We start from the raw sequence: 16,534 nt of genomic DNA on the forward strand, positions 1-16,534 counted from the left end.
TCATCTGCTTCGCCTGGTGTTGGGTCCCGGTCGTGTGACCGGGACGAGACACGTGCCCGACATCTGCCTCACCCGCGAGGTGCCGCATGAACGCGCCGGACACTGGCGCAGTGCTTACGCTCGACGCGTACGGGTGGGTCCGGGAGGCGGAGCATCTGCCATCGCCCAACTTCGACATGCGGCCTGAGGGAATGCCCACCGACCTGCTGGTGGTGCACAACATCTCGTTGCCGCCGGGACAATTCGGGGGCGGCGAAATCGCGGCGTTCTTCCAGAACCGGCTTGACCATGATGCGCATCCGTTCTTCGACGAGATTCGCGGTGTGCATGTCTCGTCGCACTTTCTGGTGCGACGAAATGGCGCATTGCAGCAGTTCGTGTCGTGCGACGCGCGGGCGTGGCATGCGGGGGCCTCGTCGTTCGAAGGGCGAACACGCTGCAACGATTTTTCGATCGGCGTGGAGCTTGAGGGCACCGACGACCGCCCGTTCACGGCGGCGCAGTACGTTACGTTAGCGGCCCTCACGCGAGCGCTGCTTCAGCATTATCCGATTCGAGCCGTGGCCGGACATGCCGATATCGCGCCGGGCCGGAAGACCGATCCGGGACCGCATTTCGAGTGGCAGCGATTGCGCCGAATGGCGAACCTGAGTCCTGGCGCGCTGCCGTTTCAGCGGGCCGATTAATCCCCATCCGGGGACAGGTTTTGCTTGACACGGCGATGCCACGGGCCTTCCCGGCGAGAGAAATTTTTGGGTTTGCGGAGTGCGTCATCTCCACTATACTTAGTGTCAATTCAAGTGCCGACCACTACATCTAGTGGTTGATGTCAGGTTCGGCACAGAATGCAATCACCATCAATACCGTGCTTGTCCTGCGGGATTTTGCGGGGCGGCACAGCAGCAAAGCCGTGCAGCGGACACCTCGAACCCTTGGCCGTCCGTCGGTCGTGCGGTGTCAGCACTTCGCTCCATCGGCGCCCCCAAGGGCGCAATTTTGCCGGACGTAGCACTGGTAAAGGCGCGCTAACAGCACCATCTCATTGGAACGGGAGTTTTTACATGCAGACCAACGAAAACCTCACCCGCCCGACCCCGACGCCTGCCGCGACCGCTGGCAGTGGCGCGGGTGCGTCGGCGCCCCAGACGACGGGCGCATTCGAGCCGGCGACGAACGCCGACTTCAAAGTGATTCGACGCAACGGCGCGGTGGTGGGTTTCGAGCCGTCGAAGATCGCGATCGCCGTGACCAAGGCGTTCCTCGCCGTGAACGGCGGGCAGGGCGCGGCTTCGGCGCGCGTACGGGAACTCGTGGAGCAACTGACGCAAAGCGTCGTGCGCGCGCTGGTGCGCAGCCGCCCGAACGGCGGCACGTTCCACATCGAAGACATCCAGGATCAGGTCGAACTCGCGCTCATGCGCGAGGGCGAGCACAACGTGGCGCGCGCCTATGTGTTGTACCGCGAAAAGCGTTCGCAAGAGCGCGCTCACGCGGTCGAGACTGCGCATGAAGTCGCCACACCCGACGCCCCGGTATTGCGTGTCAGCGACAACGGCGTGACGCGTGAGCTGGATATGGCGGTGTTGCGCGGCGTCGTGCAGGCGGCCTGCGAAAATCTCGGCGACGAAGTCGATGCCGAGCCGATCCTGACCGAGACGATCAAGAACCTGTACGACGGCGTGCCGCTGTCGCAAGTCTACGACTCGGCGATTCTCGCTTCGCGTACCCTCATTGAGAAAGAGCCGGCGTACAGCCAGGTTACCGCCCGTATCCTGATGCACACGATCCGCCGCGAAATTCTCGGCGAAGAAGTGCCGCAGGGCGAAATGGCCGCGCGCTACATCGAGTATTTCCCGCGCTTCATCAAGCAGGGTGTCGATGCCGAACTGCTCGACGAGCAACTGCTCTCGTTCGATCTGGGCAAGCTGAGCGCCGCGCTCGACGCATCGCGCGATCTGCAGTTCAACTATCTGGGCCTGCAGACGCTCTACGATCGCTACTTCCTGCATATCGACGGTCACCGCATCGAAATGCCGCAAGCGTTCTACATGCGTGTGGCGATGGGGCTGGCGCTCAATGAAGTCGAGCGCGAAGCGCGTGCGATCGAGTTCTACCGGATTCTGTCGAGCTTCGACTTCATGAGCTCGACGCCGACGCTGTTCAACTCGGGCACGCGTCGCTCGCAGCTCTCGTCGTGCTACCTGACCACGGTGTCGGACGATCTGGAAGGCATTTACGAAGCCCTCAAGGAAAACGCACTGCTCTCGAAGTTCGCCGGCGGTCTGGGCAACGACTGGACGCAGGTTCGCGCGCTCGGCTCGCACATCAAAGGCACGAACGGCAAGAGCCAGGGGGTGGTGCCGTTCCTGAAGGTGGTCAACGACACGGCGGTGGCGGTGAACCAGGGCGGTAAGCGCAAGGGCGCTGTGTGCGCCTACCTGGAAACGTGGCACCTGGACATCGAAGAATTCCTCGAGCTGCGCAAGAACACCGGCGACGACCGTCGTCGCACGCACGACATGAACACCGCGAACTGGATTCCGGATCTGTTCATGAAGCGCGTGATGGAAGGCGCCGAGTGGACGCTGTTCTCGCCCTCGACCTGCCCGGATCTGCACGACAAGTACGGCAAGGCGTTCGAGCAGGCTTACACCGCCTACGAAGACAAGGCCGCACGCGGCGAGATCAAGCTGTTCAAGAAGGTTCCGGCGCAAGCCCTCTGGCGCAAGATGCTGGGCATGCTGTTCGAAACCGGTCATCCGTGGATCACGTTCAAGGACCCGTGCAACATCCGCTCGCCGCAGCAGCATGTGGGCGTGGTGCACTCGTCGAACCTGTGCACGGAAATCACGCTCAACACGAGCGAGACGGAAATCGCCGTGTGCAATCTCGGCTCGGTGAACCTCGTGGCTCACCTGAAGCAGACCGCAGACGGTTACGAACTGGATCACGAAAAGCTGCAGCGCACCATCCGCGTGGCGATGCGCATGCTCGACAACGTCATCGACATCAACTACTACGCGGTGGCGAAGGCGCGCAATTCGAATCTGCATCACCGTCCGGTGGGCCTGGGCATCATGGGCTTCCAGGACTGCCTGCACCTGTTGCGTACGCCTTATGCCTCGAACGCCGCGGTCGAATTCGCCGATCGTTCGATGGAAGCCGTGTGCTACTACGCCTACTGGGCGTCGTCCGAGTTGGCCAAGGAACGGGGTCAGTATTCGTCGTACAAGGGTTCGCTGTGGGATCGCGGCATCCTGCCGCAAGATTCGCTGGCGCTGCTGGCCGAAGCGCGAGGCGGTTATATCGACGTCGACCTCTCGAGCACGCTCGATTGGGACAGCCTGCGCAAGCACATTGCCTCGTACGGCATGCGCAACTCGAACTGCGTGGCCATCGCGCCGACCGCGACGATCTCGAACATCATCGGGGTCTCGGCGTGTATCGAGCCGACGTTCCAGAACCTGTATGTGAAGTCGAACCTGTCGGGCGAATTCACAGTGGTCAACGAGTATCTGGTGCGTGACCTGAAGGCCCGGGGGCTGTGGGACGAAGTGATGGTCGCCGATCTGAAGTATTTCGACGGCACGCTGGCGCGCATCGACCGCGTGCCGGCCGATCTGCGCGAGATCTATGCCACGGCGTTCGAAGTCGAGCCGAAGTGGCTGGTCGAGGCGGCGTCGCGTCGTCAGAAGTGGATCGATCAGGCGCAGTCGCTCAACATCTACATGGCGGGCGCTTCGGGCAAGAAGCTCGACGAGACGTACAAGCTGGCATGGACGCGCGGGCTGAAGACCACGTACTACCTGCGTACGATGGCGGCGACGCACGTCGAGAAGTCGACGGTGAGCCACGGCGCGCTGAACGCGGTGCCGAGTTCCGGCGGTATGTCGGGGGGCTTCACGGCCGAGCCGACCTCGCCGCTGGCCCAGCCGATGCCTGACGCCGAGGGTGCGGTGTGCACGATGCGTCCGGGCGATCCGGGCTTCGAAGAGTGCGAGGCTTGCCAGTAAGGTGAGCGTGTCGCGGTGCCGCAAGCGGCACCCGGCATCGTGAAAAACCCCGTCGCCCTTTCGGGTCGACGGGGTTTTTTCTTGCGGGGTCGGCTCGCCTAGCGCTCAGGTCAGATCGATGCGCATCGACAGTTCGAGCGTCTGCCCGTGCGACACCACGGCGTGATCGTCGTCGAACTCGCCGACCCGATGCGTCGACGGTTCCAGGCAAAGGTAGGGACGTCCGGCAGGCGAGTGGATCACGAGCCAAGTGGCATCGCTGCTGCGCACCGTGGCCGAGCGCAGGCCGCCGGCATAGTCGATGCGCGCGTCGAATCGGCCTGACTCGACCGGCACTTCGGCGAACCAGGTGGAGCGCCCGCCGGTATCGAGTCCGCCGCCCACCGACACCACTTCCATCTCGCCCACATGCACGCGTTGCTCGCTCGGCCACCGAATGTCCTCGGACGGAGAACGCCAGATCGCCTCCGACGCGAAGGTGAGTCGAGCGCCGGCCGGCCAGTGGAAGTAGGGATGCAGCCCGAGACCGGCGGGCATGTCCTGCGTCGAGAGATTGGTGATCGACAATTGCATGTCGACGCCCTGCTCGTCGAGCGTCACCGAGAGATACGCCTGATATTGCCAGGGCCATTCGGGTTGTGCCGGACAGTCGAGTTGCAATACGCAGCACTCCGGGCTTTCGTCGACCACATCCCATACGCGACGCAACCCCCAACCGTGCAGCGAACTCGACGCGGCCGGCGATTCGCGAACGGCGATCGTGCGGTCCCGCCAGTGCAGCGTGTCGTCGCGCAACAGGTTGGTGTACGGCAGCATCGGAAATGCACCGGCCTTTGGCCATTCGTCCGACGCGAACGGCTCGCTGCCGAGCGGCACGAGGTAGTCGAAGAGCGCGTCATGCGCGTCGCGGCGAGCGAGTCTCGCAAGCCGGCCGCCACAGCTCGGCTGAACCTCGGCGACGAGCGAGCCCTGCGAGAGGCGGATCGGTTTGCCGGGTGTGAGGGTGAGCGGTGTCGGGCCCAGCGAGCCTGCCGGCCTCTGTGTCCCATCGGTGCCTGCGAATGTCATCGTCGGTCTCTCCTTCGTCGACGTCTAGCGATAGTTTGCGCCGGCATCGGGTGTTCCGGTCGGCCGTCGCGACAGGATACGCCAATGTGACGCCACCCCGTTTCGACGCGCCACAATCGCTGTCGCGCAACGCCGTTTCATGGCAAGATGCCGGTCCCGCGCCGCCAGATGTCCGTGACCTAGGGAATACCGCTAGACACTAGGTATAGTGGTCATCGTGCGGTGCGACACTATATCTAGTGTGGCGTGCTGGAATGAGTGACGTAATTGTGCTAAATTGGAGTCATTCAATTCGACGTCGGGAGGTCATGATGTTGTTGCGGCTCTCGCCTCGTCGTTGTTGTCCCCAACTGCGCAATTGCGCATCTGCATCCTCCCCGACCCACGGCAATTTTCCCGGTGGCCTTCGCGCCGACGGCGATGGATTGCCGGTCGCCGGATCGAGCTTTTTTTGTCAGCCTTCGCACGCGAACGGCTGATCTGTCACTTCGGCGATGCGCGCTTCGTGTGTGCATCGCATCAACCTGAACGGACTGAGACCCTATGCTGAACTGGGAAGAAGACACCACCACGGCCAAATCGGCTGCCCCTGCTGCGGCGCCAGCCCCTGCGACTGCCTCGAACATGCTCGGCACGCAAGGGGATACCCCGAGTGTGATCGCGTCGCAGTCGACGCGTCGCGTGAGCGCCTCCGACAAGCGCGTGATCAACGGCACGACGGATGTGAACCAACTGGTGCCCTTCAAGTACAAGTGGGCCTGGGAGAAGTACCTGGCCGGTTGCGCGAACCACTGGATGCCGCAGGAAATCAACATGTCGCGCGACATCGCCCTGTGGAAGGATCCGAACGGCCTGACCGAAGACGAGCGCCGCATCATCAAGCGCAACCTCGGATTTTTCGTGACGGCCGACTCGCTCGCCGCGAACAATATCGTGTTGGGCACCTACCGTCACATCACTGCACCGGAGTGCCGACAGTTTCTGCTGCGTCAGGCCTTCGAAGAGGCTATCCACACGCACGCCTATCAATACATCGTAGAGAGCCTGGGTCTGGACGAAGGCGAGATCTTCAACGCGTATCACGAAGTGCCGTCGATTCGCGACAAGGACGAGTTCCTGCTCCCGTTCATCGAAGTCGTGGCAGATCCGTCGTTCCAGACCGGCACGCAAGAAGCCGATCAGAAACTGCTGCGCTCGCTCATCGTGTTCGCCTGCATCATGGAAGGTCTGTTCTTCTACGTCGGCTTCACGCAGATTCTCGCGCTGGGCCGCCAGAACAAGATGACCGGTGCTGCAGAGCAATATCAGTACATCCTGCGCGACGAGTCGATGCACTGCAACTTCGGCATCGATCTGATCAACCAGGTGAAGCTGGAAAACCCGAACCTGTGGACGCCCGAGTTCCGCGAAGAGATTCGCGAGCTGTTCAAGAAGGCGGTCGAACTGGAGTATCGCTACGCTGAAGACACGATGCCGCGCGGCGTGCTCGGTCTGAACGCCGGCATGTTCAAGAGCTATCTGCGCTTCATCGCGAACCGTCGTTGTTCCCAAATCGGTCTCGAGGCACTCTATCCGAACGAAGAGAATCCGTTCCCGTGGATGAGCGAGATGATCGATCTGAAGAAGGAGCGCAACTTCTTCGAAACACGCGTGATCGAATACCAGACCGGTGGCGCACTGAGCTGGGACTGAGTCGAGCGTGAGATGTTGGGTGCTGGCTGCAAAGCCAGTATCCATGCGGGTTTCGAGAGGGTGGTGTGTGTGCGTGCAGCACGCGTGACTAGCAGTGAGAGACGCCGAAGAGAAGGCGCAAGTCACGCACACCGTCCTCACTCGCACGTCGTCTTCATCGCTTCGCATGCACTGACGTGCGTGTGCGATGTGCATCAAATACAACAGATTGACTTCTTCGTCACGAACGTTGTGCGCTTTTTTACGCGCAAAGTATTAACATCGCATCACAAAAGAATTATTATTCGCTCAAATAAATTGCAGTCTCGATGAACACACGAAAGCACATTGCTTTCCTCCCGCGACAGAGAGCTGGTAGTTACGGAGCGTAAAAACCTTGGTGCATAGCAAGCAGTATCGCTTATCCGCTATCGCAATCTCCTCCATCCCGATGACGGGACAGGCAAGCTACCCCCCGAAGAATCTGGCGAATCCCCTTTCTCAAGACAATCGAATTGCTGGCGGCAATGTCGCCGGCAATTTTTTTGCGCGCGTGACCACTCACGGTCAGCGTCATGCGCGCAGCGCCGAATTCATTAGCGTAAGCCGTCGATGTCCGATGCGTACGCCGATGAATAGCCCGCTCGCCGGCAGTTCACCGCACGGTGGTCGGGTTTCCTTCTCAGGTGGTTTTGTTTGAGTGATCTCTCACGTTAAGGAGCAAAGTGATGGCTACTACTGCTAAGAAAAAACCCGCAGCCAAGAAGGCTGTTGCCAAGAAGCCGGTAGCGAAGAAGGCTGTCGCCGCCAAGAAGCCGGTCGCGAAGAAGGCTGTGGCTGCTAAGAAGCCGGTCGCGAAGAAGGCTGTCGCTGCCAAGAAGCCGGCAGCGAAGAAGGTCGCCGCCAAGAAGCCGGCAGCCAAGAAGGTTGCGGTGAAGAAGGTGGCCGCCAAGAAGCCGGTCGCCAAGAAGGCAGCGGTGAAGAAGGTTGCCGCCAAGAAGCCGGTCGCCAAGAAGGCAGCGGTCAAGAAGGTCGCCGCCAAGAAGCCGGCAGCCAAGAAGGCCGCGGTGAAGAAGGTTGCCGCCAAGAAGCCGGCCGCGAAGAAGGCAGCCGTGAAGAAGGTTGCTGCCAAGAAGCCGGCTGCGAAGAAGGCTGCCGTCAAGAAGGTTGCTGCGAAGAAGCCGGCTGCGAAGAAGCCTGCTGCTGCCAAGAAGCCGGCAGTGAAGAAGGTCGCCGCCAAGCCTGCCGCTGCGCCTGCTGCGGCTCCGGCTGCACCGAAGACCGCGCTGAACCCGGCAGCCGCATGGCCGTTCCCGACCGGCAGCCGTCCGTAATTCGAGTGCCGATGCAGGAACCAAGGCACTTAGGTGTCTTTTGATCGAGTAGGCCTACTCGATCCGAAACCCGCTGTGATGAGCGATCGTTACAGCGGGTTTTTTCATGGCAGAAATGAAAACGGGCGGCATATGCCGCCCGAGTGATGCATCTGCGCCCGAGCGATGCGTGATCGACTCGGCGAGTACTGCGCGCATCAGTGCATGCGCGAGACTCAGTGCGTTACACGTGTCACGCCGCCGCTGGAAAGCAGACGCACGCGCTGACCCGGCTGGAACGCTTCGTCGGCGTCCTGCGTGATCGCGCGCAGCTCGCCATTGTCGAGTCGCACGGTGATCTCCAAACCCGCCTTCTTGCTCATGCGGCTTTCGACGGCTTGCCCGGCAACGGCGCCGATCAGACCACCGATAATGCCCGTCGCAATCGAACCGCGGCCACCGCCGATGGCGCTGCCGCCAACGGCGCCCAGCGCTCCGCCGCCGACCACGCCGAGCACACCCGGGTCGCCGTTGCTGCTATCGATCGTGACCGGACGCACCGATTCGACCGTACCCATGCGCACGATCTGTTCGCGTTGCGCCTGGCGGCTGCTGTAGACGCTCGCAGAATTGCTCGGACCGAACGCCGTGCAGGCGGACAGGGTGAGCGAAGCCGCGGCAGTGAGAATAATGAGCGGTGTGGTCAGTCGTGCCATCGTTGTGCCTTTCCTAGTGTCATTCGAAGCGGTGGCCGAACGCTTCTTCAAATTGTGCCTCGATCTCAGCGCGTGTCGGGGCGTACGTCTGCGGGCCTTGCTCGGCAATCTTGAGCGAACCCATCAGGCTGGCCAGGCGGCCGGTGGTCGGCCAGTCGAGACCCTTTTCGATGCCGTACAGCAACCCGCCACGGAAGGCGTCGCCACACCCGGTGGGGTCGACGACACGCTTGGCGGTCACGGCGGGAATGTCGTGCTGCTTGCCGTCGGCGAAGATCAGGGCCCCGTGTTCTCCGCGCGTGACGACAAGTGCCTCGACACGCGACTGGAGGTCGTCCATCGACCAACCGGTCTTCGTGCAGAGGAGCTTGGCTTCGTAGTCGTTGACCGCAAGATACGTTGCGAGTTCCACCATGCGACGCAGTACGTCGGGCGAGAGCAGCGGCAGGCCCTGGCCCGGATCGAACATGAACGGCACGCCTGCGGCCGCGAATCCTTCGGCGTGGGTGAGCATGGCGTCAGGGGCGTCCGGCGCGACGATGCCGAGCGTGGCGCCGTTGGCATCGGCCACGCGGTTACGCGTCGAGAACATCATGGCGCCCGGATGGAAGGCAGTGATCTGGTTGTTGTCCAGATCGGTGGTGATCATGGCGTTGGCGGTCATGCTGTCCGCGACCGTGCGCACGAACTCCGTCGTCATGCCGAGCGACTGGAAGCGCTCGATGTAGGCGGCGCCGTCTTCACCGACGGTAGCCATGACCACGGGCGAGCCGCCCAGCAGATGCAGGCTGTAGCCGATGTTGCCGGCGCAACCGCCAAAGTTGCGGCGCATCGTCGGCACGAGGAAGCTCACGTTCAGGATGTGTACCTGATCGGGCAGGATGTGCTCGCCGAAGCGGCCTTCGAACGTCATGATGTTGTCGTAGGCGAGTGAGCCGCAGATCACGGTAGTCACGGGATGAGTCCTTGCGAAAGGTAAGCAGGGCAAAAAAGGACTGCAGACGGCTGGCCGGTTGCGCTGTCTTGTGCCGCTGGTTGAAAGAGATGGCCAACGCAATCGTTTGCGCGGGCGCGGGCACCGCGATCCGGCGCGCACCGGTGGAACCGGGCGGGCCAGATGCACTGCCGTGGCTTACGACAGTGCGGCGAGCGCTGCGTCGTAGTTCGGCTCGTTCTTGATCTCGGGCACGAGTTCGGCATGGACGACGTGGTTATCGGCGTCCAGCACGACGACGGCACGGGCCGACACCCCAGCGAGCGGGCCGGTGGTGATCGCCACGCCATAGTTCTTGAGGAACTCGCGGCCGCGCATGGTCGAGAGCGTGACGACGTTGTTGAGTCCTTCGGTGGCGCAGAAGCGGCTCATCGCGAACGGCAAGTCGGCCGAGATCACGAGCACGACGGTGTTCTCGAGCTTGCCGGCGGCTTCGTTGAACTTGCGGGTCGAGGTGGCGCAGGTCGGCGTGTCGAGACTCGGCACGATGTTGAGCACCTTGCGCTTGCCCGCGAAATCGTCGAGCGAGACGTCCTGCAACTTGGCATTGACCAGCGAAAATGCCGGCGCGGTCTGCCCCTTCTGCGGGAACTGACCGTCAACTTCGATGGGGTTGCCCCCGAGTGTGACTTGGGACATCAATATCTCCTAGGTTGAGTGCAACAGCGCTATCACGGATAGAACGCGAGCACCCGGTAGTTACTGGCTAGCGCTGCCTGCGCCGATAATCGTAACCGAATCGTGCGTTCGCTGTGTGGCGCCAGACCGGTCTCGCGCTGTGTCGTATCGGTAACATAGTCGCGGGCCGCAAAAACGCGTCGCACGACCGGCTTGCCGTCGATATCCGAGAGCGTGAGTTCGAGCGACGGCCAGGCAACGGCGTAGCCTGCCTGATTGCGGATGAACACCGTGAGCGTCATCGGCACGGCATCGCTCGCCGTGACCGCGCTCGCGGCATTGCCTGCTGTCGCGGCCGCCGCATCAGTCGTCGCATCGGCCGTCGCGTCAGTCGCCACATCGGTCGCCCCCGGTGCGTCGGTGACCAGCGTCACGCTCGAGATCTGAACCCTGTCCGGTTGACGCGGCAGTGCAATCGTTACGTGCATTGGGCGTCCAAGCACCGCGAATAAGCTGCGCGATGCGGGAACGCGGTCGACAAGCGCGGCGCGTTCGATCCACGCCCACTGGACGAGCGCACCGATGACGGCCAGCGCGAGCAACACCCGCCAGATCATTCGCCCGACGCGCCGATGCTTTTCGCGTGCAGGGTGGCCGGACGGCGCGGGCGCCTGGGCACGCGGCGTCGTCGCAGTAGGCGCCGAGAGGACGGTTGAATCGTCGTCGTCGATGTATCGCCCCGAGCCATGCCGCATCTGAGCGCGACTTTCGTCGGGCGTGCCCAGCAGTGCAGCGATCGCCGTCGGCGTGAGCATCTCGGGCACCGGCGGTCTTTCGGTGGGCGCAGTCGGTTCGACGGTCGGTGCCGGCGCTGTGCCAGGCACATCGGCGGGGGCGCCGGGCGCGTGGAACGATGCGGGCGATGCAGGCCACTCCGCCGTCATATCGGACGCACTGACTTCGCCTGCTTTAGCGTCGGCGTCGTCGGCGTCGGTGCCGGCGGGCGGTGCAACTGAAGCGTGCATCGCCTCGGTGATGGCCGTCTCGGGCGCATCGCCGGGCGGCTCGCAAAGATAGGCACGCCCGTCGAACACCTCGCGGCAATGGCCACAACGCACGAGGCCGTCACGCAGTTTGAGCTGATCCGCGACGACGCGAAAGACGGTATGGCATTGCGGACAGCGGGTGGCGAGAACGCGCGAGGGCAGGGTCATGGGACTCGGCGCGCGGTCTGCGGCTTAGCGGGCGGCCTGCCCGTGCAGGCAGACCCAGCCATCGTACGCGCGCCACACCGACAACTTCATGTAGGGCGCATAGGCCGCAATCACCTCGTCCGCTTGCCGTTCCAGCACGCCCGACAGCGCGAGCCGTCCGCCCGGCGCCACGCGCGAGGTGAGCATCGACGCGAGCAGTTTGAGCGGATTCGACAGGATGTTGGCGACCACGATATTGAACTGACCGTCGCGCAGGTCGTCGGGCAGCCCGTATTCGACCGCCGCGTGATTGCGCTCGCTGTTGTAGCGAGCGGATTCGACCGCCTGCGGATCGATGTCGATGCCGATGACCGGATCGGCCCCGCACTTGCGCGCAAGAATTGCCAGAATGCCGGAGCCGCAACCGTAGTCGAGCAACGACTCGCCGGCCTGGACATGTTGTTCGAGCCATTCCATGCACAGACGGGTAGTCGGATGACTACCTGTACCGAAGGCGAGGCCCGGATCGAGTTCGAGGATGAGGGCATCGGTGTCCGGCGCTTCGTGCCACGACGGCACGACCCAGATACGCTGGCCGATCTGCATCGGCTCGAACTGCGACTGGGTCAGGCGCACCCAATCCTGCTCGGCTACGTCACGCAACGTGAATGCCGGCGACTCGGTGAGCCCCAATTCGTTGACGGCCGCCGCAAGCAGCACGGCGGCGTCCTGATCTTCCCCCACCAATGCAACCACGCGTGAATGTTGCCACGCGGTGTCCGGCGGGGTCAGGCCCGGCTCGCCGAACATCGGTTGCTCGTCGGGCGTGTCGGCGTCCGCGTCTTCCACGGAGACCGACAGCACGCCCAGGTCGAGCAAGGCGTCTGACAGGGCCTCGGCCTGGGCGCGGGCAACTTCTACGACGAGTTCGCGATACATAGCGAGCGATTCCTGCGGATTAACAAAGGATTAACAACCGATCAACGGCTTAACTGCTGCCGACGGCGGACTTTTGCGCCAGCTTCTGTTCCAGATAATGGATGCTGGTGCCGCCTTCGACAAACTTGGCGTCGAGCATCAGTTCCCGGTGCAGCGGGATGTTCGTCTGGATGCCTTCGATCACGATTTCCGACAGCGCCACGCGCATGCGGCGGATCGCCTGATCGCGCGTTGCCCCGTAGGCGATCAACTTGCCGATCATCGAATCGTAGTTGGGCGGCACGAAGTAGCCGTTGTAAGCGTGCGAGTCGACACGGATGCCAGGGCCGCCCGGCATGTGCCAGGCCGTGATGCGGCCCGGCGACGGCGTGAACTTGAACGGATCTTCGGCGTTGATGCGGCACTCGATGGCGTGCCCCTGGAACTGGATGTCACGCTGACGGTAGCCGAGCTTCTCACCCGCCGCGATGCGGATCTGTTCCTGCACGATATCGATGCCCGTGATCATCTCGGTCACCGGGTGCTCGACCTGCACGCGCGTGTTCATTTCGATGAAATAGAACTCCCCGTTCTCGTACAGGAATTCGAACGTGCCGGCACCGATGTAGCCCATCTTCTTGCAGGCGTCGGCGCAACGGTCGCCGATGCGCTCGATCGAACGACGAGCGATCAGCGGCGCGGTTGCTTCTTCGATCACCTTCTGATGGCGGCGCTGCATCGAGCAGTCGCGCTCACCCAACCAGACGGCATTCTTGTGCTTGTCGGCGAGTATCTGGATTTCGATATGGCGCGGGTTCTCGAGGAACTTCTCCATATAGACTTCCGGGTTGCCGAACGCGCGGCCCGCTTCTTCACGGGTCATGTTGACCGCGTTCACGAGCGCGGCTTCCGTGTGCACCACACGCATGCCGCGGCCGCCGCCGCCGCCGGCGGCCTTGATGATCACCGGATAGCCGATCTGACGCGCGATACGCACGATTTCCTTCGGATCGTCGGGCAACGCGCCTTCCGAGCCCGGAACACATGGCACACCGGTCTTGATCATCGTCTGCTTGGCCGAGACCTTGTCGCCCATCAGGCGAATGGTGTCGGGGCGCGGGCCGATGAACGTGAAGCCCGATTGCTCGACGCGCTCGGCGAAGTCGGCATTCTCCGACAGGAAGCCGTAGCCCGGGTGGATGGCCTGGGCGTCGGTGACTTCTGCCGCGCTGATGAGCGCAGGCATGTTCAGGTAGCTGAGCGCCGAGGGAGCGGGGCCGATACAGACGGCTTCGTCAGCGAGCTTGACGTACTTCGCTTCCTTGTCGGCTTCGGAATAGACGACGACGGTCTTGATGCCCATCTCGCGGCACGCGCGCTGGACGCGCAGAGCGATTTCGCCGCGGTTGGCGATGAGGATTTTTTCAAACATTATGTGCAGTCCTGCCCGAAAGGGGAGAGGAGCGGGGCCGGACGCTTTGTGCCGCCGGAGCGGCACACCGCCGCGCAGGCGGGGCGTCCGACAACCGGCATTAGCCGATCACGAACAGCGGTTGACCGTATTCCACGGCCTGGCCGTTCTCGACGAGGATTTCCTTGATGACGCCGGCCTTGTCCGACTCGATCTCGTTGAGCAGCTTCATCGCTTCGATGATGCACAGCGTCTGACCTTCCTTGACCGAGTCGCCGACCTGGGCGAACGGATCGGCGCCCGGCGACGGGGCGCGGTAGAAGGTGCCGACCATCGGCGACGTGACGATATGACCTTGCGGCACGGCCGGTGCAACCGCCGCCGGTGCGGGGGCCAAGGCAGCGGGAGCTTGCGCGGCGGCCTGCGGGGCGACCGCCGGCATGGCCATCTGCATCGGGGCAGCGATCAATTGGGGGGGCGCCTTGACGATGCGGACCTTGCCTTCGCCTTCGGTGACTTCGAGCTCGGAAATACCCGATTCGGCCACGAGGTCGATCAACGTCTTGAGTTTGCGCAAATCCATGAAGGAAGCTCCTTAATTCGGAATCGACGCGGGGGCAACGCCCCGCGAAGGGAAATAGGGGATGAGAGGACTACCCGCCGGCGAGTCGCCGCAGGGCAAAATCGAGTGCGTAAGTGTAGCCGCGCCAGCCCAGGCCGCAGATCACGCCTTGCGCAATGTCGGAAAAGTACGAGTGATGCCGGAAGGCCTCACGCGCATGGACGTTCGAGAGGTGGACCTCGACGAACGGAATGCCCACACCGGCCAGCGCGTCGCGCATCGCCACGCTGGTGTGGGTGTAGGCCGCAGGGTTGATGACGATGAAGTCGATCGACTCATCGCGCGCCGCCTGAATCCGGTCAACCAATGCGCCTTCGTGATTACTCTGGAAAGTCGCCACCTCGGCACCCGCTGTCGTGGCTTGCGCCACAAGGGCTGCATCGATGTCAGCCAGCGTCGTGCGACCGTATACCTCCGGCTCGCGAGTACCGAGCAGGTTCAGGTTGGGGCCGTGGAGCACGAGAATGCGATGAGGCATTGGCGAATCAAATTTCACGAAATTGGGCGCAATTAAACGCCAGTTGGTGGATTTTGTCCAGTGGGGTGAAAATAGCGCCCTGTCACTCACGTCTGACGGGGCTTCCCACGATTCCGATTCCCAGCAGTGGGGTCAGATGAGGGGTTTGAGTGCCGCGCGGACTTCATCCGATGTGATGCGGCCAAGCTTCTGGTAGTGCAGGTGACCTTGGGGATCGACCACCACGGTAAAGGGGAGTGCACCGGCCTTGTTGCCGAGTGCGCGGGCCAGATCGGTCCCGGCGAAGCCGGCCACGAGCAGCGGATAAGTGACTTTCACCTTTTGCTCGAACGCAATCATATTTTGTGCCGAATCGATGCCAATTCCCACGAATTGGACATTTTTTCCGCCGAATTCGTTGGAAAGTGACTGAAGGTCGGGCATTTCTTCCACGCAAGGCCCGCACCACGGGGCCCAGAAGTTGACGACCAATGTTTTACCGCGCCATTGTGAGACGGCTTGCTCGTGACCGCTCAGGTCGGGGAGCCGTGTCGCGAGCAGTTGGGCGACGGCGGCATCCTGTGCATCGGTGGGTTGTGCGTTGCGGTGGCCGAACCAGAAGCCGGCGGCCAGTCCCGCGAGCGCCAGAATCACCAGAATAACAATGCGTTTTGCCATGATGGATGAGAGACGATAGTGCCGGGAATAGACGGTAGATGAAAATCGGTGGGAAATTGTGAATATTGCGTGGCGATTCGACGGTGATGCTGCAGCGGCCCGACGGCCATTCAGGGACTGGTCTCGTGCTCCGTCGCTTCGGCGGTCAACGCACGCAGACCGTTCGCATCGGTGCGAACGGGACGGCCATTCCCGTCGGTGGCCTTGAGCGCGCCGCGCATGTCGTCAAGCGAATACAGGGACAGGTGGATGCCCGCCGGTTCACCGCGTTGAGGGCGTTCACGCCACAGAAAACTCAGTGTCTCGACCATGCCGCGGCCATTGAAATGGCGACTCTCCGAGACTTCGTAGTCGATGCCCCGGTTGAGCAGATCGATGGCGACTTCCTTCGGGTTGTCGCAAAATGCCTGCAAATAGATGTCGGATAGCGATGTTGCCGTGCCGTTGTAGACGGCGCCGGTGATGTACGGCCGATAGCGTGCCAACATCGTCATGACGGTGAGCGCCACCTGACGCAGATGGGCCAACTCGGCCGGCTGCGTCTCGGAGAGGAACGTTTGGACGTATTCGCGAACTTCTGCTTCGATCTGGTCGTTATCCGGCAGCAATTCTCCGGCAATTCGCGATTCCCCGGTGACCTGCTTCGCCGCCTTGCGCTTCGCGCTGGCGTAGTCGGCGCCCTCCTCGGCAATGAGGCGGGCGGCTACCAGAGCGATTTCCTCGCGCAGGCGTTGGGCGTCGGTCCAGGATTTGCGTGTCATGCGAACGATGATACCCGAAAGGCATTGCGGCGCACGCCGCAGGTACAATGGAGCCCTTGGCGTTTTGGCATCCCCTTTGGCAGCCCTTTAGCATCCCCATT

At 62.6% G+C, this 16,534-nt stretch carries 16 protein-coding genes; 5 read left to right on the forward strand and 11 right to left on the reverse strand.

The genetic code is table 11. The features are described 5' to 3' along the window. The first annotated feature begins 86 nt into the window (after positions 1 to 86). Together ampD and ACE3UG_RS07330 are read left to right on the forward strand one after the other, a co-directional pair. The gene (ampD, locus tag ACE3UG_RS07325) at positions 87 to 686 is read left to right on the forward strand and encodes a 1,6-anhydro-N-acetylmuramyl-L-alanine amidase AmpD (protein ID WP_374621702.1); all 600 of its coding nucleotides are present in this window, start codon (positions 87 to 89) and stop codon (positions 684 to 686) included. A 375-nt stretch (positions 687 to 1,061) separates the two neighbouring features. Beyond that, on the forward strand, positions 1,062 to 4,013 hold the full coding sequence (locus ACE3UG_RS07330; protein WP_374621705.1) for a ribonucleoside-diphosphate reductase subunit alpha: 2,952 nt from the start codon (positions 1,062 to 1,064) through the stop codon (positions 4,011 to 4,013). A 105-nt stretch (positions 4,014 to 4,118) separates the two neighbouring features. Here the strand turns inward: ACE3UG_RS07330 and ACE3UG_RS07335 are convergent, their stop codons facing one another. Beyond that, the gene (locus ACE3UG_RS07335) at positions 4,119 to 5,081 is read right to left on the reverse strand and encodes a hypothetical protein (protein WP_374621708.1); all 963 of its coding nucleotides are present in this window, start codon (positions 5,079 to 5,081) and stop codon (positions 4,119 to 4,121) included. A 543-nt stretch (positions 5,082 to 5,624) separates the two neighbouring features. On the opposite strand from ACE3UG_RS07335, the gene ACE3UG_RS07340 reads away from it, so the two are divergent. From ACE3UG_RS07340 to ACE3UG_RS07350, 3 genes are all read left to right on the forward strand, one after another. Then, the gene (locus tag ACE3UG_RS07340; protein ID WP_374621711.1) at positions 5,625 to 6,773 is read left to right on the forward strand and encodes a ribonucleotide-diphosphate reductase subunit beta; all 1,149 of its coding nucleotides are present in this window, start codon (positions 5,625 to 5,627) and stop codon (positions 6,771 to 6,773) included. A 376-nt stretch (positions 6,774 to 7,149) separates the two neighbouring features. Further along, positions 7,150 to 7,452: a hypothetical protein gene (locus tag ACE3UG_RS07345; RefSeq protein ID WP_374621713.1), complete on the forward strand. Its 303-nt coding sequence runs from the start codon at positions 7,150 to 7,152 to the stop codon at positions 7,450 to 7,452. 28 nt (positions 7,453 to 7,480) lie between these two features. After that, the gene (locus ACE3UG_RS07350; RefSeq protein WP_374621716.1) at positions 7,481 to 8,086 is read left to right on the forward strand and encodes a histone H1-like DNA-binding protein; all 606 of its coding nucleotides are present in this window, start codon (positions 7,481 to 7,483) and stop codon (positions 8,084 to 8,086) included. 215 nt (positions 8,087 to 8,301) lie between these two features. Here ACE3UG_RS07350 and ACE3UG_RS07355 read toward each other — a convergent pair whose 3' ends face one another. From ACE3UG_RS07355 to ACE3UG_RS07400, 10 genes are all read right to left on the reverse strand, one after another. Next, a complete protein-coding gene (locus tag ACE3UG_RS07355; RefSeq protein ID WP_374621719.1) occupies positions 8,302 to 8,781 on the reverse strand; it encodes a hypothetical protein in 480 nt (159 codons plus the stop codon). A gap of 19 nt (positions 8,782 to 8,800) precedes the next feature. Beyond that, positions 8,801 to 9,736 carry a carbohydrate kinase family protein gene (locus ACE3UG_RS07360; RefSeq protein WP_374621722.1) on the reverse strand — a complete coding sequence of 312 codons (936 nt, stop codon included), beginning with the start codon at positions 9,734 to 9,736 and terminating at the stop codon, positions 8,801 to 8,803. Positions 9,737 to 9,913: 177 nt separating this feature from the next. Further along, entirely contained in the window at positions 9,914 to 10,414 is a 501-nt protein-coding gene (gene tpx / locus ACE3UG_RS07365) for a thiol peroxidase (protein ID WP_374621724.1), read from the reverse strand. Positions 10,415 to 10,446: 32 nt separating this feature from the next. Then, complete coding sequence (locus ACE3UG_RS07370; RefSeq protein WP_374621727.1) at positions 10,447 to 11,607, reverse strand: DUF3426 domain-containing protein; 1,161 nt, start codon at positions 11,605 to 11,607, stop codon at positions 10,447 to 10,449. 24 nt (positions 11,608 to 11,631) lie between these two features. Further along, complete coding sequence (gene prmA, locus ACE3UG_RS07375) at positions 11,632 to 12,525, reverse strand: 50S ribosomal protein L11 methyltransferase (RefSeq protein WP_374621729.1); 894 nt, start codon at positions 12,523 to 12,525, stop codon at positions 11,632 to 11,634. Positions 12,526 to 12,574: 49 nt separating this feature from the next. Next, complete coding sequence (gene accC, locus ACE3UG_RS07380) at positions 12,575 to 13,936, reverse strand: acetyl-CoA carboxylase biotin carboxylase subunit (protein ID WP_374621731.1); 1,362 nt, start codon at positions 13,934 to 13,936, stop codon at positions 12,575 to 12,577. A 100-nt stretch (positions 13,937 to 14,036) separates the two neighbouring features. Then, complete coding sequence (gene accB / locus ACE3UG_RS07385) at positions 14,037 to 14,498, reverse strand: acetyl-CoA carboxylase biotin carboxyl carrier protein (protein WP_374621734.1); 462 nt, start codon at positions 14,496 to 14,498, stop codon at positions 14,037 to 14,039. 70 nt (positions 14,499 to 14,568) lie between these two features. After that, a complete protein-coding gene (gene aroQ, locus ACE3UG_RS07390) occupies positions 14,569 to 15,015 on the reverse strand; it encodes a type II 3-dehydroquinate dehydratase (protein ID WP_374621737.1) in 447 nt (148 codons plus the stop codon). Positions 15,016 to 15,147: 132 nt separating this feature from the next. Next, positions 15,148 to 15,672 (reverse strand): TlpA family protein disulfide reductase, encoded by a 525-nt coding sequence (locus tag ACE3UG_RS07395; RefSeq protein ID WP_374621739.1) that lies wholly within the window; start codon positions 15,670 to 15,672, stop codon positions 15,148 to 15,150. 110 nt (positions 15,673 to 15,782) lie between these two features. After that, entirely contained in the window at positions 15,783 to 16,433 is a 651-nt protein-coding gene (locus tag ACE3UG_RS07400) for a UDP-N-acetylmuramate--alanine ligase (protein WP_374621742.1), read from the reverse strand. Between the last annotated feature and the right edge of the window lie 101 nt (positions 16,434 to 16,534).

This window comes from Pandoraea sp., from assembly GCF_041919235.1.
Classification (GTDB): domain Bacteria; phylum Pseudomonadota; class Gammaproteobacteria; order Burkholderiales; family Burkholderiaceae; genus Pandoraea.